This is a genomic window from Veillonella sp. ACP1, from assembly GCF_000286635.1.
Lineage (GTDB): Bacteria > Bacillota > Negativicutes > Veillonellales > Veillonellaceae > Veillonella > Veillonella atypica.
The window spans coordinates 397,978-424,664 of record NZ_ALKL01000010.1 but is presented as its reverse complement, the minus strand read 5'-3'; the positions used below and the strand labels follow the sequence as shown (position 1 = coordinate 424,664).

Sequence of the window (26,687 nt, the reverse complement as noted above, 5' to 3'; positions counted from 1 at the left end):
CACAATATCTTGTATGATATAATCATTCAGGTATAAGAAACGATTTTTAAGGAGGTGACTCAATTGCCAAACATTAAATCCAGTATTAGAAGCGTAAAAACGGATGCTGAACGTCGTGCGAAAAACGCCGCTGTGAAATCTCAAATCCGTACAGCAGCTCGTAAAACCGTTGAAGCTGTTCAAGCAGGCGCAGTAGAAGAAGCAAAACAAGCACTTGTTCAAGCTACTAGCGTAATTGATAAAGCAGCCTCCAAAGGTGTACTTCATAAAAACACTGCAGCTCGCAAAAAATCCAACCTTGCAGCTAAAGTAAACGCTTTATAATTTTATAGAGCCAAAGCCCATCATCGATGGGCTTTTTTTATACCAAAAGGACGCCGAAAGGCGTCCTTTTTCCCTACGGCCGGGATTGGCGGACACTTAATCATATGTTTCATAGAATAGACAGATTAGTGTAGTAATAAAATTGATTTATATATCGTAGAAGCAGAATGTAAAAATATATGTATATCTGTATTAAATGCTTGATATGGGGGAACACTGGTGACCTAAAGCTGACTTTGGCCCTGCGAAGGCCGAAGGCCGTAGACAGACCCGGCCGGTGGAAGCTTTAGGTCACCAGTGTTCCCATTCTTCTTAAGCAAGAATACATAGTACATATATTTTTACCTTCGTATAAGCGATTAAAAATCAATTTTATTACGCCTCAATATGCTATAATGAAACATATGACTAAGTGAGGTGTACACATGAAAAAATTAATGATTATAGATGGCAGTAGCCTATTATTCCGTGCCTTTTTTGCGCTTCCTCCGTTGAAGTCTGCTCTTGGCACGCCAACCAATGCAGTATATGGTTTTTTGACAATGCTCATTAAATTATATGAAGAGATTAAACCTGATTATATTGCGGTCGCATTTGATAAAGGTCGTCAAACGTTCCGTACGGAAATGTATAGTGAATATAAAGGTAATCGCCCTGATGCACCAGAGGATTTACGTCCTCAGTTTAGCTTGATTCAAGATGTGTTAAAGGCTCTTGGCATTTGTGTTATTGAAGAGGAAGGTTATGAGGGGGACGATATTCTTGGTTCCTTGTCTAAAAAATTTGGATCTTCTGATTTAGCAGTGCAAATTATTACTGGTGACCGCGATAATTTACAGCTTGTTACCGATTACAGTCATGTATTCTTAACGAAAAAAGGTATCTCGGATATGCTTGAGGTTACCTTGGATAATATGTCTGAATTATATGGCTATGGCCCAGATAAAGTTATCGAAATGAAGGCGCTTATGGGCGATTCTTCCGATAATATTCCAGGCGTTCCAGGGGTTGGTGAAAAAACAGCTCTTAAATTGATTAATGAATATGGTGATTTAGAGTCAGTATATGAGAATATTGATAATATTTCTGGCAAGAAATTAAAAGAGCGTCTTGTTGAAAATAAAGAGTTAGCCTTCTTATCTCGTCAATTGGCTACTATCAAGACTGACATGGATTTGTCTTATACGCTCGATCAATTTGTACAGAATTTCCATCTTGGCGAAGTGAAACCGATGTTTGAAACATTAGGTTTTACAAAATTGACACCTCGTTTGGCTAGTGTGATGGGCGTAGAAGGTGGCGACACAGAGGATTTTGGTGGCCTATTTAGTATGGCCGAAGAGATTAAAATCGAAGACCTGTTAGATGCATCTGCTCTTACTGAGGACTTTTACAAAAATAAAACCATTGGTGTTCATATTATTACGGATGGCAAAGCGCCGTTCCGTACGATTACGTCTGCTTTCATTAATAATGGTGAAAGCATCATCAAGTTAGATGGTTCTCATAATGATAAATTATTGAATGCATTGAATGGTGCAAAGACGGTTGTAACGACGCAAAGCAAGGAATTGATGGAGGTTCTTTGCCACAATGAACCGGCTCAGATTCGTTTATATGATGACGGTGTGGCTCGTATTCACGATGTATCCTTGATGGCTTATCTATTGGACCCAACGCGTACCAATTATGGATATCTCTATTTAACAGAGCGTTTTAGTGTGCCATCCATTGCTACAGGTAGTGTAGATGTAGAATGCGTCTCTATGGTGAAAGCATTGCTTGCTATGGACGATGCTGCTGTTAAGGCATTGCAAGATGAATCCTTATGGGATTTATACAACAATATTGAATTGCCATTGATTCATACATTATTGGTTATGGAGAAAAATGGTATTTATATTGACCCTGTAAAATTAGAAGAAACAACTGTTAAATTCAAGGCGGAACTCGAAGCTGTTCAGCAAGAAATTTATGAATTGGCAGGAGAAACGTTTAATATTAATTCTCCCAAACAATTGGGAATCATCTTGTTTGAAAAGATGAATCTACCTGTCATTAAAAAGACGAAAACAGGTTACTCTACAGATGCAGAAGTATTGGATATGCTTCGTCATGAAAGCCCTATTGTAGAGAAGATTTTAGCCTATCGTTCCGTAGCTAAATTAGTTTCTACCTATTGTGAAGGCTTATCGGTCCTCATCAATCCTGAAACGCATCGCATTCATACCACATTCAACCAAATGGTAACAGCTACTGGACGCTTGAGCTCTTCAGATCCGAACTTACAAAATATTCCTGTTCGTACAGAAAAGGGTCGTGAAATTAGAGCGTTATTCTATCCTGGAGAAGGCTTTGATACATTGGTGAGTGCCGATTATTCACAAATCGAGCTCCGTATCTTGGCGCATTTGTCTGGTGATGAAGCGTTAATTAAGGCTTTCAACGAGGGCAAGGATATTCATAGATTTACCGCTGCCGAAGTGCTTGGTAAGTCTCAAGATGAGGTAACCAGCGAAGAACGGTCTCATGCTAAGGCTGTCAACTTTGGCATTATCTATGGCATTTCAGATTTTGGTTTGTCTCGTGATTTAGGTATTACACGTCAAGAAGCAAAAAACTATATTGAGCTTTATTTTAGCCGCTATCCAAAGGTTAAAGAATATATGGATAACATGGTAACAGAAGCCCATGAAACAGGTAAGGTTCGTACGATGTTTGGTCGTATGCGCGAGTTGCCAGATATCAATAGTCGCAATTTCAACCGTCGTTCCTTCGCAGAGCGTACAGCTATGAATACACCGATACAAGGTACTGCTGCTGATATTATTAAGCTCGCTATGAATAAGGTAGAATCCATTTTAGAGGAGAAGACGTTTAAATCTCGCCTATTATTACAGGTGCATGATGAACTTGTATTAGAAGTAGTAAATGAAGAATTGGATGCTATTCAAACATTGCTTAAGGAAACAATGGAATCCATTGTAGAATTACATGTTCCACTTATCGTTGATGTACATAATGCGGAAAACTGGGCACTTGTAAAATAAATTTTACATATAACGTTCGAGTAGAAGGATAGATGCAGGAGGCACATATGTTAAAAATAGGTTTAACAGGTGGAATTGCATCTGGCAAGAGTACAGTACTAGACTTTTTTAAAAAGAAGGATGTACCTTATATTGATGCTGATGTAGTAGCCCGTGAAGTGGTTGATCTCGGTACGCCTGGACTCGTTGCTATTCGTGAATTATTTGGTGATACAGTCATTCTCGATGATGGTAGATTAAATCGTGAAGCACTTGGTAGTATCGTCTTTCACAATGAAGAAAAACGGTTACAATTAAATAGTTGTTTACATGGTTTTATTCGTCAACGTATTGATGAACTGACTGAAATGTATGAGGACGAACAACGACCAGCTGTTATATACGATATTCCTCTCCTCATTGAAGGTAAGTGGTATGAACAACTCGATACGGTTTGGCTCGTCTATGTATCGCCAGAGGTACAGGTTCAACGATTGATGGAGCGCAATGGCTACTCAAAAGAGGATGCATTAGCGCGTATTAATAGTCAAATGTTACTAGATGATAAACGGCCCTATGCGGATGTCATCATTAATAATGATGGTGCACCTGATGAATTATATATTCAGTTAGAAAAATTGTGGCATGAGAAACTACTACCGTTGTATAATAAATAATCATCAATATGTAAGATTGAATCGATTCAAAAGATATACGGTTAGGATTAAGGGGAGGATGTATGAAACGAAATACAGCAACAGCATTGGCTGTTGTCGTGTTGGGCTGGTTTTATTTTAACCATATGCAAGATCCTGTAGCACGCTATACGGCATACCCCTTTGATTATAGAGATGTAGTTGTATCGGCTGCGGAAAAAGAAGAGGTGTCACCATCGTTGGTGGCTAGTGTTATTTTAGCTGAAAGTAAATACAAGAATACGGCGGAATCTGAGACGGGGGCGCTTGGACTGATGCAGCTCATGCCGGATACGGCCCGTTGGGTAGCACAACAAATGGGGCATGGTAACTACACGGATCGTCAGCTAAAAGAGCCAGAAACAAATATTCAGCTAGGTACGTGGTATTTAGGGTATTTATTAAAAGAATTTAACGGTGATGAAGTGCAAGCGTTAGCTGCTTATAATGCAGGTCGTGGACATGTAGAATCATGGATTAAGGAAAAAAATTGGAATGGTATGGTTGATACGATTCCATTTCCAGAAACGCGTATGTATGTTAAAACCGTTTTAACCTATCAAGAAAGGTATGAGTCACTATATGGAGAACATCATTGAAACCTGTAAGTCTTTAGACTATTCTTGGTTGCCACCGGAGATTGGTAATTTTAAACTCAAGGTGACAGGGCCCGATGAAATTGTGAAAGCGCAAGAAACATTAGCTGCAGGTGAAGCCGTGTTGACTTTACCTTTATTTCACTATGAAAATGATTTAGGGTGGAAGTGGTGTGCTCTCTACGATAAAGAGGTAGAGGATTATACCGTGCATGTAGTGATGCCTTTGTTCACATTTGTAGATATATCTTTTGTGCGCCAAGAGTTCGAACCGTATTGGCAAGGCCTACAAGAACGTTGTGTTCAGGGGCTTTCAAAATTACTAATCAACAGTGCAGAAAATTTTACCTATACCTATATGCGTAAGGGGCTACAAAATTGGGATTATGAAGCTGTTATGCCTGCTGAGTTAGAAGGATTTGTACGAGATATAACACCTAAAAATGCGGTACGCATGATTAATGGTTCCTATATCATAGGTGAATATCGAAAGATGGATGAATGTACAGGATTACTGTTGTACTATAATGAATATCGGGATGAATTCTTTGCAGAATTACGGTATCAAAATTATCCAGAAATTGATCATCATCTTGATGCTAAGTCATTAGATGATTTGGAACATGTACTATCTGAACATTTAAAAAATATACTGTGTGAATTAAATTCACGCGGTTAAATTGTACATTTTAGCGGAATTATGCTATACTATACATGACTTTTATATAAACTTTTTTAAGAGTGGGCTATTTTTTGCTCACTCTTTCGTTTATGATTGGGTGAAATTAGTCATATAATTGCATCAAATTGTATGATGAAAACAGCGTATATGATCGATATGTAGTATGTTATAAGGAGGCGATGGCTATGAAAAGAGAGGCCGTAGAGGAATTTGTATCCTCTGTAGTTGAAGGCGTTATAGCTGGCACGAATCTGGAATTAGTCGATGTCGACTATGTTCGAGAACGGGATTGGTATTTGCGCGTGTACCTTGATAAACCAGGTGGTGTCGATTTGGATGACTGTCAAATAGTCAGTGAAAAATTGAGCGCAGCTCTCGATGAGAAAGACCCTATTGCAGAAAATTATTTGCTTGAGGTGTCTTCTCCTGGTCTTGATCGAGTTCTAAAAAAGGATAAAGATTTCATTCGCTATAATGGCCGTGATGTAGATATCCAATTGTTTAAACCTATTAATGGCAGTAAACAATATACGGGTGTACTACAAGGCTTTACAGATACAACGATAGAATTTTCAATCAATGGTGAAAGCGTAACATTTGAACGTTCTGCTATTGCACAAATTCGATTACATCTTGATTTTTAATATATGGAGGCATACGAGTGAGTCAAGAATTAATTCAAGCAGTTATGGTGCTGACAAAACAAAAAGGTTTTGCACCTGAGGTTATTTTTGAATCCCTAGAAGCTGCATTATTACAAGCATATCGTAAGGAACCACATTCTAATCCAGATGCGTATGTGGAATTGAATCGTGAAACTGGTGCTTATAAGGTAATGGCGAAGAAACAAGTTGTAGAAACTGTAGAATTCCCAGAAACCGAAATCAGCCTATTAGATGCTCGTAAAATCGATAAACGATATGAAATTGGCGATATTGTTGAAGCAGATGTAACACCTGCTAACTTTGGTCGTAGTGCAGCTCATACAGCTAAACAAATGTTAATTCAACGTTTGAAAGAAGCTGAACGCAGTGTTGTATACGAAGAATATTATAGCCGTGAAGGCGATATCATTACGGGTGTTATTACACGCGTTGAAGGTAAAAACGTATATATCAATTTAGGTAAAACAGAAGCTATCTTACCTCCAACTGAGCAAATCGGTACAGAAACATATCATGAAGGGGACCGCATTAAATGCTATATCGTAGAGGTTAAGAAAACTACGAAAGGCCCTCAAATTATGATTTCCCGTACTCATCCAGGCCTATTAAAACGCTTGTTTGAATTAGAAGTGCCAGAAATCTATGAAGGCGTAGTAGAACTTAAATCTGTAGCTCGTGAACCTGGTATGCGTTCTAAAATCGCCGTATATAGCCGCGATGAATCCATCGATCCAGTTGGTGCTTGCGTAGGTCCTAAAGGTCAACGCGTTCAACACATTGTAGATGAATTGCACGATGAAAAAATCGACATTGTAAAATGGGATGAAGATCCTGCCATTTATATTGCGAACTCTTTAAGTCCTGCAAAGGTAATCTCTGTAGATGTTAGTGAAGAAGAAAAATCTTCTTATGTTGTAGTACCTGATTACCAATTATCCTTGGCTATCGGTAAAGCTGGTCAAAATGCTCGCTTAGCAGCTAAATTGACAAACTGGAAAATCGACATTAAGAGTGAAACACAAGCTGCAGAAAATCCTTTTACAGGTTTTACAAGTACTGAAGCAGCGGAAAGCGAAGACTAATGAAAACCAAATCTCAACCTATGCGCACCTGTGTAGGCTGTGGTGAACCAAAGAGTAAGCGCGAGTTAATGCGTGTTGCTTTAAGCCCAGAAGGGACAATCAGTATCGACAGAACTGGTAAAGCCCCTGGTCGTGGTGCTTATATCTGTGCATCCATGGACTGTTTTGAGGCTGCGTATAAGGGTAAAAAACTAGAACGCTCTTTGAAGTATGCTGTATCAAAAGAGGTATATGAAGCATTGAAACACGATTTGGAAGGTCATGAATAATTTCAGCATATGAATGAAGATAAAGTTTTAAATCTCTTAGGCTTGGCACAACGGGCCGGAAAATTGAGTTCCGGAGATTTCATCGTAGAGAAAGCGATGAAAAAGAAAACCCCTAAGCTTGTTCTATTAGCAGGTGATTGTGCGGCCAATAATGAAAAGAAATACATACAATTAGCAGAATTACATCATATCCCATTGCGTAAAGTCGGCAGTAAAGAAACATTAGGTACGGCTATAGGCAAAGAAGTACGTGTAGTGGTAGCCGTAGAGGATGATGGATTTGCAAAAGCATTACTAAAAGAGATTGATCAGTAAGAAGGGGGTATGTAGATGTCCAAAAAGCGCGTACATGAAATCGCTAAGGAATTTGGCGTTGAAAGTAAACAGGTTATTTCTATTTTGCAACAACATAATTTTAATGTTACAAAAGCCGTTAATACAGTAGATGATGCAGGTTATACTGTGGTGAAAAACCAATTAGGTGGTAAATCTAATGGGGCTGATACAAAGGCAGCAGCTGCTCCTGCTAATCCAAGCAAACATGAAAAAGCTGCAACACCTAATAAAGCTGTAAAAACAGATAAACCAGTAAAAGAACAGAGCCATAAAAAAGAGGCTAAACATGATGATAAGAAACATGACGATAAGAAATCTAATGTTCGTCATGTACAAATTAATGAGCCTACTAAAAAACAAAATAATGGCCAAAAACAAGATGGTCGTAACCATCAAAAACAAGATCGTCCAAATGGTAATCAACAAGGCCAAAAGAATGATGGTCAACAAGGTCAAAAGAATGACAACCGTCACAATGGTAATGCAGATAACCGCAACCGCAATGGCCGTGTAGATAATCGCAACAATAATGGCGGTAATCAACAAAATGGCAATGATCGCCGCAATAAGAAAAATAAAAAAGGTAACAATCGCCCACAATCCTTATTGTCCACTTCCATGCAAAAGAAGAAAAATAAGGTAAAACATCGTAACGAGCAATACTTGCAACATAAAGCGGAAGAAGAACGTAAAGCACAAGAAGCAATCGCTACGGAAATCGAATTAAGCGGTCCTTTAACAGTAAAAGAATTGGCTGAAAAAATGGGCCGTGAAGTATCTGAAATCATCAAAAAATTGATGCTTTTAGGTGTTATGGCTAGCATCAACCAAGAGGTAGATGTTGATACAGCTACCATCGTAGCAGAAGATTTTGGTGTAACCGTAACAGAAGTAGAACCAGAAGAAGATCCTACAGATATCATCGAAATTGAAGATGCACCAGAAACATTGAAACCTCGTCCTCCGGTTGTAACTATCATGGGTCACGTTGACCATGGTAAAACATCCTTGTTGGACGTAATTCGTCAAACCAATGTAACCGCTGGCGAAGCGGGCGGTATTACACAACATATCGGTGCGTACCAAGTTCGCTATAATGACAATAAGATTACATTCCTTGATACACCAGGCCATGAAGCTTTCACAGCTATGCGTCTACGCGGTGCGAAGTCTACGGATATCGCAGTTCTCGTAGTAGCTGCCGATGATGGTGTAATGCCACAAACTATCGAGGCTATCAACCATGCTAAATCTGCAGATGTGCCTATTATCGTAGCCATCAACAAAATGGATAAACCAGGTGCTAACCCAGATCATGTTAAACAACAATTATCTGAACATGGTTTATTGCCAGAAGAATGGGGCGGCGATGTAATCATGGTTCCTGTATCTGCTAAGAAAAAACAAGGTATTGATGATTTGCTCGAAAATATCTTGCTTGTAGCAGAGGTTATGGAATTAAAAGCGAACCCTAATCGTAAAGCATACGGTGTTGTTATCGAGGCTCAACTTGATAAAGGTCGTGGTGCAGTATGTACAGTATTGGTACAAAAAGGTTCCCTTCGTGTAGGTGATACCGTTCTTGCTGGTACTGCGTATGGTAAAGTTCGTGCCATGACAAATGAACGCGGTGAAAAAGTAAAGGTTGCTCGTCCTTCTATGCCGGTAGAAATCTTGGGCTTCTCCGAAGTTCCACAAGCTGGTGAAATCATCAACGGTATGGATGATAATGAAGCACGTGCTATCGCTGAGAAACGTATTGCTAAACAACGCGTACAAGAATTGCAAGCTACTCACAAGGTTACATTGGATGATATCTTCAACCAAATTCAACAAGGTGAGTTAAAAGATCTTAATATCATCATCAAAGCGGACGTTCAAGGTTCTGTAGAAGCATTGCGTCAATCTTTAGAAGGTATTAAGAACCCTGAAGTTCGTATTGTTATCGTTCATGCTGCTGTAGGTGCCATTAACGAATCCGATATTATGTTGGCTTCTGCATCTAATGCTATCGTAATGGGCTTTAATGTACGTCCAGATGCTAATGTTCGTCGTGCTGCGGAACAAGAAAAGGTTGACCTTCGTACGTACCGCGTAATCTATGATGCCATCAATGATGTTGAGTCTGCTATGCGTGGTATGTTGGCACCTGAATTCAAAGAGGTTGTCGTTGGTCGTGCAGAGGTGCGTCAAGTTATCTCCACACCTAAGGCCATCGTTGCTGGTTCCTATGTAACGGAAGGTCGTATTACGAACGATTCCGAAGTACGTTTGATCCGTGATGGTATTGTCGTATTTGAAGGTAAGGTTGATTCCTTACGTCGTTTCAAAGACGAAGTGAAAGAAGTTAAAACATCCTTCGAATGCGGTATCTCCTTGGAAGGTTACCGCGACATCAAGGAAGGCGACGTAATCGAAGCGTACTTGATGGAAGAAGTTGCACCTCAAATTTAGGAGGTTAATATGAGTGATGTTCGTGTAAGAAAATTACAAGAATTCATCAAACAAGAAGTAAGTCAAATGTTGATGCGTGGGTTGAAAGACCCTCGCATCGGCTTTACTACAGTTACCGATGTCCACGTGACAGGTGATTTGCGTGAAGCTACGATTTATGTTTCCTTGTTTGGTTCTGATAAAGAGAAAGAAGATACTCTTATCGCTTTAAAACATGCATCTGGACATGTGCGTACCGAGCTTGGCAAGGTATTAAAATTGCGCCATATTCCAACGATTACCTTTGATAAGGATACATCTTTGGATTACAGCATGCATATTGAATCCCTTTTGAATGAAATCAAAAAGGATGAAGAAACAAATTAACACAAAGGATACAGAACATGAGTAAGATCACAATTAATCAATTACACATGGCTCTGTGTGAAGCTAATTCTATAATGCTCACTGTCCACGTACGACCAGATGGCGATGCTATTGGTTCTATGGTGGCCTTTTATGAGGCTCTCATAGCACAAGGCAAGACTGTGTATATGGTCGTGGATGATGTAATACCTGAAAAATATTCCTTTTTATCGTATATCGATCAAATTAAGGATGTTGTCTATTTTGAAACACATCCTGTACAGGTTGATATGCTAATGGTATTAGATGCTAGCACGTATGAACGGATTGGCCGCGTAGGTGCACTCTTTAGTGCACCTATTTTTAATATAGATCATCATATTTCTAATTCAGAATTTGCAGATCATCTATATTTAAAACCTGATTTTGCGGCTACTGGTGAAATTATTACGGACTTGTGCGAACAATGGAATTGGCCTATTACAGAGTCTATGGGCAATGCTCTTTATATGGCGATTGCCACCGACTGTGGATTCTTTAAATTTAGTAATACTACAGCTAATACACTTAAAATGGCTAGCCGTTGTGTCGCTGCTGGGGCTCGCCCTAATGTTATTTCCGAAACGATTGAGGCCGTAAGTGCAGCACGTCTTGAATTAACGAAACAGGTAATGCAAACTATTGCTTTTTATAAGGATAATCGCGTTGCTACTATCGAGCTATCTCCAGCGGTTATGTCTATATTAGGCGACGATACAGATGGATTCGTCGACATTATTCGTAATGTAGATACTGTTGATGTGGCCATTTTATTGAAAGGTGAAAGCCCAAATCGCACGCGTATCAGCCTTCGATCTAAGGGGACAGATGTGAATGCTATTGCTAATCATTTTGGCGGTGGTGGTCATATACGTGCTGCTGGTTGTACCATAGAAGGTTCTATCGATGAGGCTAAGTCTCGTCTATTGGGGGTTATCAAATAATGGATGGAGTGCTGCCATTTTTAAAACCTCCTGGTATTACCAGTCATGATGCTGTAGGTATATGTCGTCGCATTTTAAAAGAAAAACGAATTGGTCATAGTGGCACATTGGACCCTATGGCCTATGGTGTATTGCCTATCTTTTTGGGTAAGGCCACACGTCTCATTGAATACACAGATGGATTTAATAAGACCTATGTAGCAGAATGTAAATTTGGTACCTTTACTGACACTGAAGATAGTACGGGACAGCCAGTATTACCTGATGATGATATGAAACTTGTCAATGGCGTTACCGTATTAGAGGATTCCTCTGAAATTAATAAAATTTTGATACCCCCAACATGGGATGAATTATCATCAGTACTATCAAGATTTGTTGGCACTCAAGAGCAACGTCCGTCTAAGTACTCGGCTATTAAAATCAATGGAATTCGAGCTTATGAATATGCCCGTAAAGGCATACCTGTAGAGTTACCAATGCGAACCATTACGATTTCTAATATTGAATTGGTAGCCTATGGTTTTCCTTATTTTACAATTCGTGTCACCTGTTCTGGTGGTACCTATATTCGTTCGTTGTTACGTGATATATGTATTCAATTAGGCATTCCTGGGACTATGACTTCCTTGGCAAGAACTTGTGTGGGGCCTTTTGATATTCAATCTGCCTATATAGCGGAGGAATTAACGATTCACGGTGAAAAATTGTTGTTGCCTACGGATATTGCGGTATCTCATCTTTCAAAAGTGGACGTAGATAGTGTACAATTAAAGATGATGGTACAAGGTAAGGAATTACCAATCGTTGAGGCCTTTTCTCACACGATTCCATCTGAAAAGTATAGAGCCTATGGACCTCATGGGTTTGTAGGTATTCTAAAACGAACGAAACATTCACTTAAAGTGGATAAAAATATTTTTATTGAAGGATAAGTATGAAACATTTACACTCGTTTGATGAATTACGTCAAATTAATCGTAAAATCGTATACGCATTAGGCACATTTGATGGTGTACACCGTGGTCATCAACGGGTCATTGGTAATGCAATAGCAGAGGCTAAGGCGCATGATGCCGTTACGGTTCTCGTCACATTTAGTGCGCATCCTATGACTATATTGCGACCTGGAGATGTTCCCAAACGGGTATTATCTGCCGATATTATGGATGAAGTCTTAGAATCTCTAAAGGTAGATTATATCTTACGATTGCCTATGAATTTGGACATATTCAATATGTCACCTGATAAATTCTTAGACGCTCTTTGTGGTGATCTAGATGTTGTAGGTATCGCAATTGGTACTAACTTTACATTTGGTGCCAAAGGGGCTGGCAATCCTCAGTTAATGCGGGAACGTTTGTCTGCAAAAGGCATTCATATCATTGTTGAACCTTTGCTATCTACAGAAGAAGGTCCTATTTGTAGCACGAATATACGTAAGGCTATAGAAGAAGGGCATATGGAACAAGCGGCGGTTTGGCTCGGACGTCCATACCAGTTTAGAGGTATCGTCATAAAAGGCGATCAACGAGGCCGTACATTAGGATTTCCAACAATTAACTTTTTATTGCCCAATGAGATGGCAATCCCACCTGATGGGGTATATGCTAATCGGGTTTGTATAGATGGCATTTGGTATGATGGTGTTGGAAATATAGGGGATAATCCAACTTTCAAAAATCAATATCATCGATGTGAAGTACATGTATTTGATTTTGACCAAGACGTATATGGTAAGGAAGTAACTGTTCAATTTATATCATATATACGCGGTGAGGTTAAATTTAATAATTTGCAAGAATTGATCGACCAAATGAAGGTCGATGAGGAAACAGCAATTCGAATTTTACGTAATAACCCATAAGGGGGAGCTATGGATATTAAAGACGCACGCAAACAAATAGATACTATTGATGCACAGTTAGTAAACTTATTTGAACAACGTTTATCTATCATTAAATCAATTGGTAAATATAAGGATGAACATCATTTACCACTGATTGATGAAGAACGGGATCATGAGATCATTTCTAGTCTTAAAACTGAATGTGACGATTCACGTATGTTGACATATATTGAATCCTATATGAAGGATGTTATTTCGATTAGCAATGAGTTCTTAAAAGAACACATGCATAAGCATATTTTCCTAATTGGTATGCCTGGTGCCGGTAAAACTACGGTTGGTAAAATGTTAGCTAAAGAATTAGGACGAGATTTCTATGATTTGGATCAAACGATTCAAGATAAAGTGGGGAAAACCGTACAAAATATCTTTATCTATGATGGAAAAGATGCATTTAGTAAGTATGAATATGAAACAATTAAAGAATTGATTCATAATAAACCATCTGTTATTGCTACGGGTGGTGGCACAGTGACATCTGAAAAAATTGTAAATCTCATGAGAAATAATGGTTTAGTTGTCTTTGTTAATCGCGACGTTAACCATATTCTGGATGACTTGGATTTAGAAATTCGTCCACTTGTGAAAGAAAGTATTGAATATATTTTCAATGTTTATGAGGAACGTTATCCTTTATATGAAAGTGTTGCTCATATTAAGATTGGCAATGAAGGCAGCATTACTGACGCTGTTCAAGAAATTATCGAAGCATTACCTAATACGGAGAAATAATGGAAGTATTACGAGGATTTGTATACCGAATTATATATCAGAACACACAGAACACGTATTGTGTATTTCTTGTGAAAGATTATAATGAGGAATACATTACTTGTACTGGTCGCTTTGAAGCCCCAAAAGAAGGGGAAGATATTGAGATTAAAGGCCGTTATGTAGAACATCAAAAATATGGCATTCAGTTTGATGCATCTAGTATAGAAAAATTAAAACCCGATAATATGGGTGCTGCTAGAATATATTTGATGAACTTAGGCATAAAGGGATTAGGCGAAAAATCTGTAGAGAAAATCTGTGATTATTTCGGCCTTCGGTTATTAGATGTACTGCGTGAAGAACGGCCAGAAGAAATTAAAGATGTGCCAGGTTTACGCAAAGGCGTTAAAGAGGAATTATATAATACATTACTCGGTGAAGGTATATTATCCGATTTAAACCATTTCTTTGAGTCTCATCAAATTTCTTCTAAATGGTCTCGCACTGTGTACACATATTATGGTGCATCCTCTATAGATGTCATACAGGATAATCCTTATAATTTATTGCGTATCGCCCCAGATATGTTGTTCAATACGGCTGATACATTAGCTATGAATTTAGGGATTGATGCTGATGACGAGCGACGATTAGAGGCCGGTGTAAACTGGATTTTAGGAAATTTAGATAACCAAGGTCATACGTGTTTACCTGTCGATGAATTGATAGGTCGTACCTACGATTTGTTGCAAGTAGATGCAGATTTAATAGCTAACTATATTGACTCATTAATTTCTCAAGCTATCATGTATAGTACCTATTATGATGATATACTCTATGTATATCCACCTGAAATGTATGTATCTGAAGTAGAAGGTGTACACTATACGCGTGATTTCTTAATTGAAGCTGATCCTATATCTCTAGATATTCCAGATTTTATTGAGCGATTTGAAGCAGATAATCATATTACCTTTGGCCCTGAACAGAAGGAAGCTATAGAATTATCATTTTTTGAAAAATTTTCGCTTATTACCGGTGGACCTGGCACTGGTAAAACTACGATTATTAAAGCCTTAGTTAAAGGCTTTCAATTAGGTGGATTAGGACGTATTATTCTTTGTGCCCCAACGGGACGTGCAGCAAAGCGTTTAACAGAGGCTACTGAGTTTGAAGCCACGACTATACATCGCTTGCTCATGCCTGTAGCTGGCAGTGATTCTTATGATTTCACTAAAAATGAAGATGATCCTCTTGATATAGATGTTATTATCATCGATGAAGCATCCATGCTCAATGTGCGATTGTTTTATTCTCTAATGTCAGCGATTCCTCGTGAGGCCCATGTTATTATCGTAGGCGATGTGGATCAACTGCCTCCTATAGGTGCTGGATTCGTATTGAAAGATTTACTTGATAGTGATATGGTTCCGTATACGCGATTACAACATATTTATCGTCAAAGTTCTGGTAATAGTATCGTCGATAGTGCGTATGCTATTAACCGTGGTGAAATGCCAAATCTTGATACGACTAGTGATGAATTCACTTTCATTTCCGTTAACTCTCTTGGTGATATGATGAAAGCCATCGTTGATGTGTATAAACGGGAAAAAGAATTTGTCGATGATGAACTTGATATTCAAATCATTTCGCCTATGCGTAGAGGTAAGGCTGGCAGTACAAGTATATCTCAATATGTGCAGCAATCCGTAAATCCTCCAGATAGTTATAAAGGGGAAGTGCGTGTTAATGGAATTACATTCCGCGTTGGTGATAAGGTAATTCAAGTTCTTAACAATTATGAATTAGAAGTTTTTAATGGTGAAATCGGCGTTATTTATGCCATTACCAAATCTGATATCTGCATTCGCTTTATTCATAAAGAGGTTCGCCTATCTATTGATGAAGCGCATATGATTATGCCGGCCTATGCTATAACAGTTCATAAAAGTCAAGGCAGTGAGTATGGCGTTGTTATCATTCCGTTCGTGCCAATGTATGGTGGAATGTTACAACGAAACCTACTATATACAGCTGTTACACGGGCTAAGCGAAAGGTTATCATGATCGGTACAAAGAGTTCTGTAGAGCGTGCTGTTAAAACGGTTAATGGTGAAGAACGATATACATTATTTAAAGAACGTTTACAAGGAAGATGTGATGGATAATGAATCTATTTGATTTTTTATTTCCTCCTGTTTGTCCTCATTGTGGTACCCATGTACAACAACAAGGGGATTGGTGTGATGCTTGTATTGAAGAAGTTCTACATGTAAGACAAGTGCCATCTAAATTACTGTCCTCGCTAGATTCTGCTTGGATTCTAGCTGACTATCGAGGTGGTATTAAATCCATGATATATGACGTTAAATTTAACGAAAAAAAGGAGCAGTCCAAAGGGGCTGCTCCTTTTTTAGCATCGTACAACTTGAGGATGCACGATTATAGGCCTCATTATGTGATTCCTATACCATCAAGTGCAGAAAAAAAGAAGGTTAGAGGATATAATCAGGTGGATCTATTTTTTTATGATTGGGTGTTGTCATTTTCAAATTCTAATCGTATTGATGGTAGAAGCAGCGATGACAGTGTAAATGGAGTTATGGAATATAATACTGAAAAAGAGGTCTGTTATAAATGGTTTGATTGTTTATATAAAATGGATACCCATAAAGAAATGTGGAGCTTATCTGGTAGTGAACGGCATAGCACAATAGATAAGGCATTTATGTGGAAGGAAACTTGCGATTTCTCATTGTTATATGATAAGCGAATTTTATTAGTTGATGATATATTTACGACAGGAGCTACCTTAGAGTCAGCGGCTCGAATACTAAGAGCATATCATCCTCAATATATTGAAGCATTGACATTAGCTAGTGGTAGTTTTTAAAAATAAAAGGCTGTAATAGATTTTGTTCTATTACAGCCTTAATTATGTTGTTTAACCTAGTACATCGATAAATGCTTTTACAACATCTGGATCAAAGAGGGAACCAGATGCGCTAAACAATTCTTCTTTTGCTTTAGCTTTTGTTTTTGCCCAAAATTCAGTGGATGGATTCACAGTGGAATCATAGTAATCCGCAACAGCAATGATACGTGCTCCAAGTGGAATGTTGGCGCCACGTAAATGTTTTGGATATCCGGATCCGTCCCATTTTTCATGATGGTAACGAATATATGATAGGATTTGTTGACAACATGGATAGTTTTCAATCATATTAGCACCACTAGCAGCATGTTGTTTATATTTTGACATTTCTTGCTTGTTCAAGTATGGTGCTTTTTGAATCATCGCATTAGGAATCATCAAAAGACCTACATCATGTAATAGTGCAGCATGACGGATTTGTTCAATTTCATTTAATGGCAATCCCATTTTTGCAGCAATACTAACTGCATAATTGGAGACTTGTACAGAATGTGTATACAAGTGATAGCTTTTCATTTGTATCATTTGTAATAGTTGAGCACTAATGGCCTCTAAACTATCTTTCTCCAGTTCATACAGCCCGGACGGCTGCATCAATGATAACATAAACATAATAAACCCCTCTACTATACAAATATGTAAAGTCCCAACCCCAAGGACATTACATCGTACAACTTATAGTCCGTTCTTCTTTAACAGTATTCGTATTATACAACAATTTTTATGCTTTGTGTATCGGTATAATGTTTGGTTTTTGAATAGGTATTCATATTTAGCATAATAGAAAGTGTTGACAAAAAAGGAATGCATTAAGAATGGGATGTAAAAATCGTGTTTTAAGAATTATAATAGAAAAATGAAGAATTATTTTATATTCCTATTCCTATTTTCTATACATTGAAATTAAGACTTGCATTTTTTATTCTCACAACAGTGATATTGATAAACACATATGTTTGTATTATCTGCAAATAATAAAGATATAGACATAGATATAATTTATAATCTATAATATTAAAATACGGGTCTGTGGTTGTAAGTCGAGGCCAGTCGCAGGCAAAACGATCCACATAAGCAGTCCAAAGGGCTGTGAGCATGGTGCGGCTTAGATGTAAGTCCTGCCGGGAAACCGAGAGGAGTAGTAGTGGGGGGCCATGGGCTTATGAGCGAACCTTCCAGCAGGCGAGTGTGGGGGCAAAGACCAGGTCAGCCGTATAACGGGCACATGAGGCTTTTCTCATGTGCTTTTTTTCATTTATACAGATGCATAAATGAAAATTGTAGATATTGCGTTTGTTAAGCTATATTTTGTATACAATGAGTGTATATTAATACATATTGTGTATAAAAATTAATAGAGAAATCATTAAAATATGGAATTTTAAAAATGTTATATACATTATTATTGACATAATTATTCCATGTATATATACTATATAAATAAACTTAGTTATATATGAGGTTAAGAAGATGTTTAATAAAAAAGTAAAAAAATTAGTTCTCGGTAGTTTGATGGTTGTTATGGCTGCATCTTTAGTTGGTGGTTGTGGATCTTCTTCTACAACAACGTCTAATAATAAGTTAATTGTTGGCACAAATGCTACATTTGTACCATTCGAATTTAAGGACGATAAGACTCAAGATTATGCAGGGTTTGATATCGATTTGATTCGTGCAATTGGCAAACGTATTAACAAAGATGTAGAACTTAAAAACGTTGCCTTTGATGCGTTGATTCCAGCATTAAATACACATGATATTGATGTGGCAGCTTCTGGTATGACAATCACCAAAGCGCGTAGTGAAAAGGTATTATTCTCATCTCCATACTATGAAAATGCATTAGCTATTGTATATAAAGATTCTAATAGCATTCATTCCTTAGACGATTTGAAGAATAAAAAAATTGCTGCTCAAATGGGGACAACTGGTTCCGATTTAGCTCATAAGATCGAAGGTACTTCTGTAAAAGAATTCGATCATAGTAATGAAGCGTTGTTAGAGTTGCAAAATGGTGGTGTTGATGCTACTGTTATTGATTTACCAGTTGCTCAATATTACAGCACAAAACATCCTGATGAACATATCCAAATCTTGCCATATCCAAATACAAAAGAGTACTTAGGTTTGGCTTTGAATAAAGATAATAAAGCTTTACAAGAGGAAATTAATAAAGCTATTGCTGATATGAAAGCAGATGGTGAATTTAATACATTATATAAAAAATGGTTTAATGTAGATGCACCTGCAGATATGCCTGTTGTGTTGGATTTTAAATAATTAGGGAGTTGTAAATGGACTGGAATGTCATAACGAGTAATTTACCATTATTATTATATGGGGCTTTAATGACCATAAAAATTACAGCTGTTGCTGTAAGCTGTGGTTTCATTATCGGTTTAATTGTTTCCTTAGCTAGAATGTCGAATTTCGTAATTGTTCGATTGATTGCTAAATGTTACGTAGATGTAATTCGTGGTACACCTATGTTAGTACAAATTTTCATGATTTACTTTGCATTACCTCAAATCATTGGCACTCGAATTGATCCTTATGTAGCAGCTGTTGCTGCTTGTAGTATCAATTCTGGTGCATATGTATCTGAAATATTCCGTGCGGGTATTCAATCTGTAAATAAAGGGCAAATGGAAGCCGGTCGTTCACTAGGTTTGTCTTGGTGGCAAACTATGCGCTTTATTATTATTCCGCAAGCGTTTAAAGCATCAATCCCTCCTTTGGGTAATGAATTTATTGCCATGCTAAAAGATTCTTCTTTAGTTTCTGTTATTGGTTTTGAAGAATTGATGCGTCGTGGTCAATTAATTATCGCTAAAACCTATGCGGCTACTGAAATTTGGGGAACGGTTGCCATTATCTATCTATGTATGACAATACCGATTTCTCGATTGGTTGCTTACCTTGAAAGGAAATATAACGTAAAATGATAGAATTAAAAGATGTGCGAAAATCATTTGGTAAAAATGAAGTATTAAAGGGCATCAATCTACAAATTGATAAAGGTGAAGTTGTTGTAATCATCGGTCCTTCAGGATCTGGTAAAAGTACAGTTTTGCGGACGATGAATTATCTAGAGGAACCTACCAGTGGTCATGTAATTGTGGATGGTATGGATTTATCCGATAAGAATAAATTGAATGCTGTACGCACAGAAGTGGGCATGGTATTCCAAAACTTTAATCTATTTCCACATATGACCGTATTGGATAATTTGACATTGGCTCCCGTAAATGTAAGAAAAACAGATAAGAAAGAAGCACAAGACATTGCTATGAAACTATTGGAACGTGTTGGATTAGCTGATAAAGCTCAAATGTATCCGGACTCACTATCCGGTGGTCAAAAGCAACGTGTTGCTATTGCACGTGCATTAGCTATGAAACCGAAGGTAATGTTATTTGATGAACCTACATCGGCACTTGATCCAGAAATGGTACGCGAAGTATTGGATGTAATGAAATCTTTAGCTGATGAAGGTATGACGATGGTTATCGTTACACATGAAATGGGCTTCGCTAAAGAGGTTGCGGATAGAGTTTTATTTGTCGATGGTGGTCAAATCCTAGAAGATGGCACACCAGTACAAGTATTTGATGCACCTTCTAGTGATAGAACAAAATTATTCTTGTCTAAAATTTTATAGATTCTTAGGAACAACACTCATAATTACGTAGTTTATAATTATGAGTGTTTTTTGTTGCCCGTTATCTTATAACAAATTTTGATAAATTATATATATTTACTTTAGGAACTACTGTAATTAAGTGATTTTTCTAAATCTATTAATTCGAATAAATAGATATTAGATATAAATATTTGTGATAAATATACAGTTTATGCATCTATACGCGCAAAAAATATTTATAATACTCATATATTTTAGTTATAGTGAAATAAATATGAGTGTTTATGCTATAGAATATATAGAGTAAAACCAATAATAAAAAGGAATTAAGAATAAAAGTTATTTATTTCTTAGAGTTGAATCTGCATAATAATTTAAATGAAATACGAGTGTTGTAATTTGATATTTTATACACGCTATGTTATTATACAGATATAGAGCAAGACAGTAAGACAATATATATTTTATAGGAGGATATTACCCATGTTAGGTAAAGTAAAATGGTTTAGTGCAGAAAAAGGTTATGGATTTATTGAAAGAGAAGATGGTAGCGATGTATTCGTTCATTTCTCTGCTATTCAAGACGAAGGTTTTAAATCCTTATCTGAAGGTCAAAATGTAACATTTGACATTGTTGATGGCAATCGTGGTCCACAAGCAGCAAATGTTGTAAAAGCGTAATCATATACCAAATATTACATAAAAACTAAATTAAAAAAATCCCAACATCTTATTTGTTGGGATTTTTTGCACATTTAATAGTGTGCAATACATATTTCTACAAAAAATATAAAAATTTTTATAAAAAAAGAGGAGTTTTATATGTAGATGTAGAAATACTAATTAAGACACCAGAAATAGAGTAATAAGAACATTCTAACAACTGGTCGTTGATTTTTAGAAAGGGTGTTGACATATGAAAGTAGCAATCAGAGGTAAAAACATTGAAGTAACTGCGGCTCTTCGTGAGTATGTAGAAAAAAGATTGGGTAAGTTGACCCGTTACTTTGATGATGAGTTAGATGCACAAGCAGTATTATCTGTAGTGCGTGATAAAGCAACCATTGAAATTACATGTTTCGTTGATAAAATTGTACTTCGTGGCGTAGAAACAAATGATGATATGTATGCAGCAATCGATTTAGTAGTAGATAAAATCGTTCGCCAAATTCATAAACATAAAACTCGTTTGGCAAAACGTTTTAAACGTCAAGAAGCTTTCCATCCAGATGTAGCACCTCTTGATACACCTGTAGAAGAAGAAAAAATTGAAGTAGTAAAACGTAAACATTTTGCTGTTCGTCCTATGGATGTAGAAGAAGCTATCTTGCAAATGAACTTGATTGGACATGATTTCTTTATGTTCTTCAATGCGGAAACAGAAACAATGAATGTAGTATATCGCAGACATGATGGTTTCTATGGTTTGATTGAACCAGAATTAAAATAATATAATCGATTATTCAATTAATTATCTTTCTACGATGATTTAATCGAGTGAAATATAGAATGGATACCAGAAACGGTATCCATTTTATATTTCTAGTTGTATATCTATAGAAAAGCCTTGAATTCTTTGACTATTCAAGGCTTTTTCGTTATAATGAATTAGATATAATAATGTAAGATATCCCGAAGAGGAGTGATTTGTTTGTTCGGCTTTTTACAAAGTCTTATAGGAAATAATAGCGCAAAAGAAGTTAAAAAAATGCGCAAAATTGTAGATCATATTAATGAACTAGAACCTAATTATGTAAAATTAAGTGATGCTAATCTCGTTGCTAAAACTGATGAGTTTAAACGTCGCTTACAAAAGGGAGAAACGTTAGACGATATTTTACCAGAAGCTTTTGCCGTATGTCGTGAAGCATCTAAACGTGTACTTGGTATGCGTCATTTTGATGTGCAAATGCTAGGTGGTATTTGCTTGCATAGAGGTAATATTGCAGAAATGCGTACTGGTGAAGGTAAGACCTTAGTTGCTACCTTAGCTGTATATCTTAATGCTTTATCCGGTAAAGGCGTTCATGTTGTTACTGTCAACGATTACTTGGCTACACGTGATAGTGAGCAAATGGGTCGTTTGTATAATTTTTTAGGCCTTTCTACTGGTTTAATCGTTGCAAATCTCGATTATAATCAACGTAAAGAAGCATATGCTGCAGATGTAACATATGGTACTAATAATGAATTTGGTTTCGATTATCTTCGTGATAACATGGTGTCCGATGTATCTCAAATGGTACAACGTCCGTTGAACTATGCCATCGTCGATGAAGTTGACTCCATTTTGATCGATGAAGCGAGAACTCCGCTCATCATTTCTGGCCCTGGTAGTCGCTCTACTGACAACTATTATAAATTGGCGCAAGTTGTACCACATCTTGTAAAAGATGAAGACTATACAATCGATGAAAAACAAAAGACGATTGCACCGACAGATTCTGGTATTACAAAAGTTGAAAAAATGTTAGGCATCGAAAATTTATATGATGCTGATAATATTGAACTCAACCATTTACTAGGTGCCTCTTTACGCGCTTATGCTATGATGCATCGCGATACAGACTATGTAGTAAAAGATGGTGAAGTTGTTATTGTCGATGAGTTTACAGGTCGTTTGATGTTTGGCCGTCGTTATTCTGATGGTTTACACCAAGCTATTGAAGCAAAAGAAGGTCTTAAGGTCGAACGTGAAAGCCAAACATTAGCATCTATTACGTTCCAAAACTATTTCCGTATGTATGAAAAATTGTCTGGTATGACTGGTACTGCTAAGACGGAAGAAAAGGAATTTAATGATATTTATGGCTTGGAAGTAATTCCTATTCCTCCAAATCGTCCTTTGATTCGTGTGGATTTATCTGATCTTATCTTTAAATCTAAAGCAGCAAAATATCGTGCTGTTGTACGCAATGCTGTAGAACGTCATCAAACGGGTCAACCTATTTTGATTGGTACTACATCCATCACTCAATCCGAAGAACTTTCAGATATGTTATTGCGTGCTGGTGTACCACATAAGGTATTGAACGCTAAACATCATGAACAAGAAGCGGAAATTGTTGCCAATGCTGGTCAAATGGGTATGGTTACAATCGCCACAAACATGGCTGGTCGTGGTACTGATATTACATTAGGTGAAGGTGTGCCTGAACTTGGTGGTTTAGCTATCTTAGGTACTGAACGTCATGAAAGCCGTCGTATTGATAACCAATTACGCGGTCGTGCCGGCCGTCAAGGTGATCCAGGTTCTTCACAATTCTTCCTATCTTTGGAAGACGACTTGATGCGTATCTTTGGTGCTGATAATATTTCTGGCATTATGGATAAACTAGGAATGGAAGAAGATGAACCAATTGAACATTCCTTAATCACAAAATCTATCGAACGTGCTCAAAAGAAAGTTGAAGATCATAACTACAATATTCGTAAATATATCTTGGAATATGACGATGTTATGAATCAACAACGTGAAGTGTTATATGAGCAACGCCGTCGTATATTACGAAATGAATCTTTAAGAGATACCATTAATGAAATGATTGACAAGCTTGTCACTGAAGCTGTTGATACATATGCTGATGAAAAATTGTATCCTGAAGAATGGGATTACGAAGGTTTACATAAACACTTGAGTCAATACTTCTTGACTTCTGAACTTATGTCTGCAGAAGAGATGGAAGAATATACACGTCAAGAATTGGATGAACGTTTACACGAAATCGCACATAGCGAATATCAAGATCGTGTTGATCTTTTAGGTGAAGCAATGTTTAGCCAACTTGAAAAAGCGATTATGCTACGTGTTGTCGATAGTAAATGGATGGAACATTTGGATAATATGGATATGCTTCGTGAAGGCATTGGCCTTCGTGCATATGGCCAAAAAAATCCTTTGGTTGAATATAAATTTGAGGCCTATGATATGTTCCAGCACATGATTGAATCTATTCAAGATGAAACAATCATGGCATTGTACAAAATTCGTGCACAATTGATTCAAGAAATTGAACAACCAGTTGATCACTTAGAAGGTGCACAACCCCATCATGAAGATGTGTTGGAGCCACAAAACATAGATTAACATTTGTGAATGGCACGTTGCTCAATGGGAAAACACCTTCTGGGCAACGGCCATTTTTCATTTTAAAAATACAGTAAATCGTTACTATGTACATGTAGTAATTCTATAAAGGTGGTGAACATAAATTGTTAGAGGATTTAAAACCAATTATCTCTGGTTTAGAAGAGCGAATTTATGGAATGAGGGATTCACTTTAACATAGCTCAAAAAGAAGAACGAATCTTCACACTTGATGTACAGATGAGTGATCCTACATTTTGGGATAATCCTGATAAGGCTCGTGAGATTTCTCAAGAGGCAACACAATTAAAAAACTCTGTAGAGGGGTATAAACAGTTAGTGTCTGATATCGAAGATGCTAGTGTCATGTTGGATATGGCAATAGAAGAAGAAGATACCTCTATGGAGGGGGAAATCAAACAATTTGTAAATGGCATTCAAGAGGCTGTTGAAAAACAAGAGGTATTGCTTTTGCTCGGCGGCGAATATGATCAGAATAATGCTATTCTTACATTCCATGCTGGTGCAGGTGGTACAGAAGCACAAGATTGGTGTTCTATGCTGATTCGAATGTATTTGCGTTGGGCAGAAAAGACAGGGTTTTCCGTGGAACTTATGGATGAACAACCTGGCGATGAAGCGGGAATCAAAAGTGCAACATTTCTCATTAAAGGCGAAAATGCCTTTGGCTATTTAAAATCTGAAAAAGGCGTTCACCGTCTCGTTCGTATATCGCCATTTGATGCTGCTGCACGTCGTCATACTTCATTTGCAGCTGTTGACGTAATGCCAGAAATTGATGATACTGTGGAAATCAATATCGATATGAAAGATGTCCAAGTTGATACATATCGTGCAAGTGGTGCCGGTGGGCAGCATATTAATAAAACGGATTCTGCTGTTCGTATGACGCATAAACCAACAGGCATTGTAGTGCAGTGTCAATCTCAGCGTTCTCAAATGCAAAATAGAGAACAAGCTCTTCGTTTATTACGTGCAAAATTATTTGAATTAGAACTTGAAAAGCAGGCTGAATTAAAAGAACAAATTGGTGGGACATACCAAGCTATTGAATGGGGAAGCCAAATTAGATCCTATGTATTCCATCCTTATAATATGGTAAAGGATCATCGCACATCGGTTGAAACTGGTAATGTACAGGCTGTTATGGATGGCAATATCGACCAATTCATAGAAGGCTATTTAAAGAAAGAAGCTAATTTAACAGTATAGGTGTTATAATGAAAAAATTTTTAATATTCATCGTCTTGCTTATCATTGTATGTGTGGTGGGTGCTCAATTTGTAGTTCCAAAATATATGGAATCTATTGTAGAAGATGAGTTAAATCAATCACTTAAACCTTCCAGCCAAACTGTTGTTATTGAATCTACACCAGCCTTTAAACTGGTTTACGGACAAGCAGATCACGCGGCAGGAACATTGGAAAATGTTCAATTAGGAAAGTTGAATTTTTCTAGTCTTCATTATGAGGCAAATAATATTGTTATTAATCCTATTTCTCTCATTGCATCTCATGAGGTTGAGGTCCTAAGTCTTGGTCCATCCTATGCAGAAGGTATTGTGTTAGAGGATGATTTAAAGAAATTCCTGATTCAGAATACAGAAGGTCTGCAGGATGCTAATGTAGTAATTAATAATGACCGTATAGCATTAACTGGGACTGTTAACATTATGGGGTCTTTGAAAGGAACAGCTAGTTTGGAAGGCGCCTTGCAGTTGAAAGATAATGTTTTATCATTTGCTCCTAGTCGATTTACAGTTAGTGGATTGACTATTGCAGGTATTACATCACAACAATTGCATCCTATTGCTATCTATGATTTTAATAATTTCCCAGTTCCGGTTAAAGCTGAGTCTGTTAACGTTGAAAATGGAGAAATTCATATTAAGATTAAACCTGTACTCAATTAGAA

26 protein-coding genes are annotated in these 26,687 nt (G+C 37.2%); 25 read left to right on the top strand and 1 reads right to left on the bottom strand.

Annotation, left to right across the window (positions count from 1 at the left end; all coding sequences use genetic code 11):
• Window positions 1-63 precede the first annotated feature (63 nt).
• The 17 genes from rpsT (at window position 64) to HMPREF1151_RS05130 (ending at window position 16,979) form a co-directional block, all read left to right on the top strand.
• The gene (gene rpsT / locus HMPREF1151_RS05210) at window positions 64-324 is read left to right on the top strand and encodes a 30S ribosomal protein S20 (protein ID WP_005378787.1); all 261 of its coding nucleotides are present in this window, start codon (window positions 64-66) and stop codon (window positions 322-324) included.
• A 425-nt stretch (window positions 325-749) separates the two neighbouring features.
• Window positions 750-3,374, top strand: coding sequence for a DNA polymerase I (polA, locus tag HMPREF1151_RS05205; RefSeq protein ID WP_009661109.1), 2,625 nt, complete (start codon window positions 750-752; stop codon window positions 3,372-3,374).
• A 47-nt stretch (window positions 3,375-3,421) separates the two neighbouring features.
• Complete coding sequence (gene coaE / locus HMPREF1151_RS05200; RefSeq protein WP_009661235.1) at window positions 3,422-4,030, top strand: dephospho-CoA kinase; 609 nt, start codon at window positions 3,422-3,424, stop codon at window positions 4,028-4,030.
• A gap of 62 nt (window positions 4,031-4,092) precedes the next feature.
• Window positions 4,093-4,647: a lytic transglycosylase domain-containing protein gene (locus HMPREF1151_RS05195; protein ID WP_005379024.1), complete on the top strand. Its 555-nt coding sequence runs from the start codon at window positions 4,093-4,095 to the stop codon at window positions 4,645-4,647.
• Complete coding sequence (locus HMPREF1151_RS05190) at window positions 4,631-5,323, top strand: hypothetical protein (RefSeq protein WP_009661040.1); 693 nt, start codon at window positions 4,631-4,633, stop codon at window positions 5,321-5,323. The genes HMPREF1151_RS05195 and HMPREF1151_RS05190 overlap by 17 nt, the downstream gene beginning before the upstream one ends.
• A 188-nt stretch (window positions 5,324-5,511) precedes the next feature.
• Complete coding sequence (rimP, locus tag HMPREF1151_RS05185) at window positions 5,512-5,970, top strand: ribosome maturation factor RimP (RefSeq protein WP_009661251.1); 459 nt, start codon at window positions 5,512-5,514, stop codon at window positions 5,968-5,970.
• 17 nt (window positions 5,971-5,987) lie between these two features.
• On the top strand, window positions 5,988-7,073 hold the full coding sequence (gene nusA / locus HMPREF1151_RS05180; protein ID WP_005379049.1) for a transcription termination factor NusA: 1,086 nt from the start codon (window positions 5,988-5,990) through the stop codon (window positions 7,071-7,073).
• A complete protein-coding gene (gene rnpM, locus HMPREF1151_RS05175; RefSeq protein ID WP_009661101.1) occupies window positions 7,073-7,342 on the top strand; it encodes an RNase P modulator RnpM in 270 nt (89 codons plus the stop codon). Before nusA ends, rnpM begins: the two co-directional genes overlap by 1 nt.
• A gap of 9 nt (window positions 7,343-7,351) precedes the next feature.
• On the top strand, window positions 7,352-7,657 hold the full coding sequence (locus HMPREF1151_RS05170; RefSeq protein ID WP_005378872.1) for a ribosomal L7Ae/L30e/S12e/Gadd45 family protein: 306 nt from the start codon (window positions 7,352-7,354) through the stop codon (window positions 7,655-7,657).
• 15 nt (window positions 7,658-7,672) lie between these two features.
• Window positions 7,673-10,132 carry a translation initiation factor IF-2 gene (gene infB / locus HMPREF1151_RS05165; RefSeq protein ID WP_009661270.1) on the top strand — a complete coding sequence of 820 codons (2,460 nt, stop codon included), beginning with the start codon at window positions 7,673-7,675 and terminating at the stop codon, window positions 10,130-10,132.
• A gap of 9 nt (window positions 10,133-10,141) precedes the next feature.
• Window positions 10,142-10,498, top strand: a complete 357-nt coding sequence (gene rbfA, locus HMPREF1151_RS05160; RefSeq protein WP_005380901.1) for a 30S ribosome-binding factor RbfA — start codon at window positions 10,142-10,144, stop codon at window positions 10,496-10,498.
• 17 nt (window positions 10,499-10,515) lie between these two features.
• Window positions 10,516-11,460, top strand: a complete 945-nt coding sequence (locus HMPREF1151_RS05155; RefSeq protein ID WP_009661035.1) for a bifunctional oligoribonuclease/PAP phosphatase NrnA — start codon at window positions 10,516-10,518, stop codon at window positions 11,458-11,460.
• Window positions 11,460-12,395 (top strand): tRNA pseudouridine(55) synthase TruB, encoded by a 936-nt coding sequence (locus tag HMPREF1151_RS05150; RefSeq protein WP_009661234.1) that lies wholly within the window; start codon window positions 11,460-11,462, stop codon window positions 12,393-12,395. Before HMPREF1151_RS05155 ends, HMPREF1151_RS05150 begins: the two co-directional genes overlap by 1 nt.
• 2 nt (window positions 12,396-12,397) lie before the next feature.
• Window positions 12,398-13,327 (top strand): bifunctional riboflavin kinase/FAD synthetase, encoded by a 930-nt coding sequence (locus tag HMPREF1151_RS05145; protein ID WP_009661281.1) that lies wholly within the window; start codon window positions 12,398-12,400, stop codon window positions 13,325-13,327.
• Between the two features lie 9 nt (window positions 13,328-13,336).
• Entirely contained in the window at window positions 13,337-14,101 is a 765-nt protein-coding gene (locus HMPREF1151_RS05140; protein WP_005380867.1) for a shikimate kinase, read from the top strand.
• Complete coding sequence (locus HMPREF1151_RS05135) at window positions 14,101-16,254, top strand: ATP-dependent RecD-like DNA helicase (RefSeq protein ID WP_009661036.1); 2,154 nt, start codon at window positions 14,101-14,103, stop codon at window positions 16,252-16,254. The genes HMPREF1151_RS05140 and HMPREF1151_RS05135 overlap by 1 nt, the downstream gene beginning before the upstream one ends.
• Window positions 16,254-16,979, top strand: a complete 726-nt coding sequence (locus HMPREF1151_RS05130) for a ComF family protein (protein WP_009661155.1) — start codon at window positions 16,254-16,256, stop codon at window positions 16,977-16,979. Before HMPREF1151_RS05135 ends, HMPREF1151_RS05130 begins: the two co-directional genes overlap by 1 nt.
• 51 nt (window positions 16,980-17,030) lie before the next feature.
• Here the strand turns inward: HMPREF1151_RS05130 and HMPREF1151_RS05125 are convergent, their stop codons facing one another.
• The gene (locus HMPREF1151_RS05125; protein ID WP_005378919.1) at window positions 17,031-17,633 is read right to left on the bottom strand and encodes an HD-GYP domain-containing protein; all 603 of its coding nucleotides are present in this window, start codon (window positions 17,631-17,633) and stop codon (window positions 17,031-17,033) included.
• Between the two features lie 858 nt (window positions 17,634-18,491).
• On the opposite strand from HMPREF1151_RS05125, the gene HMPREF1151_RS05120 reads away from it, so the two are divergent.
• The 8 genes from HMPREF1151_RS05120 to HMPREF1151_RS05085 all read left to right on the top strand — a co-directional run bounded on the left by HMPREF1151_RS05120 (window position 18,492) and on the right by HMPREF1151_RS05085 (window position 26,685).
• Window positions 18,492-19,301, top strand: a complete 810-nt coding sequence (locus tag HMPREF1151_RS05120; protein WP_009661307.1) for a basic amino acid ABC transporter substrate-binding protein — start codon at window positions 18,492-18,494, stop codon at window positions 19,299-19,301.
• A 14-nt stretch (window positions 19,302-19,315) separates the two neighbouring features.
• Window positions 19,316-19,966, top strand: coding sequence for an amino acid ABC transporter permease (locus HMPREF1151_RS05115; protein WP_009661171.1), 651 nt, complete (start codon window positions 19,316-19,318; stop codon window positions 19,964-19,966).
• Window positions 19,963-20,682: an amino acid ABC transporter ATP-binding protein gene (locus HMPREF1151_RS05110; RefSeq protein WP_005383807.1), complete on the top strand. Its 720-nt coding sequence runs from the start codon at window positions 19,963-19,965 to the stop codon at window positions 20,680-20,682. The genes HMPREF1151_RS05115 and HMPREF1151_RS05110 overlap by 4 nt, the downstream gene beginning before the upstream one ends.
• Window positions 20,683-21,147: 465 nt before the next feature.
• Complete coding sequence (locus tag HMPREF1151_RS05105) at window positions 21,148-21,345, top strand: cold shock domain-containing protein (RefSeq protein ID WP_005379075.1); 198 nt, start codon at window positions 21,148-21,150, stop codon at window positions 21,343-21,345.
• A gap of 235 nt (window positions 21,346-21,580) precedes the next feature.
• Complete coding sequence (gene hpf / locus HMPREF1151_RS05100; RefSeq protein WP_005378989.1) at window positions 21,581-22,114, top strand: ribosome hibernation-promoting factor, HPF/YfiA family; 534 nt, start codon at window positions 21,581-21,583, stop codon at window positions 22,112-22,114.
• Between the two features lie 201 nt (window positions 22,115-22,315).
• Window positions 22,316-24,751 (top strand): preprotein translocase subunit SecA, encoded by a 2,436-nt coding sequence (secA, locus tag HMPREF1151_RS05095; RefSeq protein ID WP_009661221.1) that lies wholly within the window; start codon window positions 22,316-22,318, stop codon window positions 24,749-24,751.
• A 125-nt stretch (window positions 24,752-24,876) separates the two neighbouring features.
• A protein-coding gene (gene prfB / locus HMPREF1151_RS05090; RefSeq protein WP_227041155.1) for a peptide chain release factor 2 occupies window positions 24,877-25,984 on the top strand; the annotation gives its coding sequence in 2 pieces (ribosomal slippage) (window positions 24,877-24,933 and window positions 24,935-25,984; 1,107 coding nt in all).
• Window positions 25,985-25,992: 8 nt separating this feature from the next.
• The gene (locus HMPREF1151_RS05085) at window positions 25,993-26,685 is read left to right on the top strand and encodes an LmeA family phospholipid-binding protein (protein WP_009661039.1); all 693 of its coding nucleotides are present in this window, start codon (window positions 25,993-25,995) and stop codon (window positions 26,683-26,685) included.
• The last annotated feature ends 2 nt before the right edge of the window (window positions 26,686-26,687 follow it).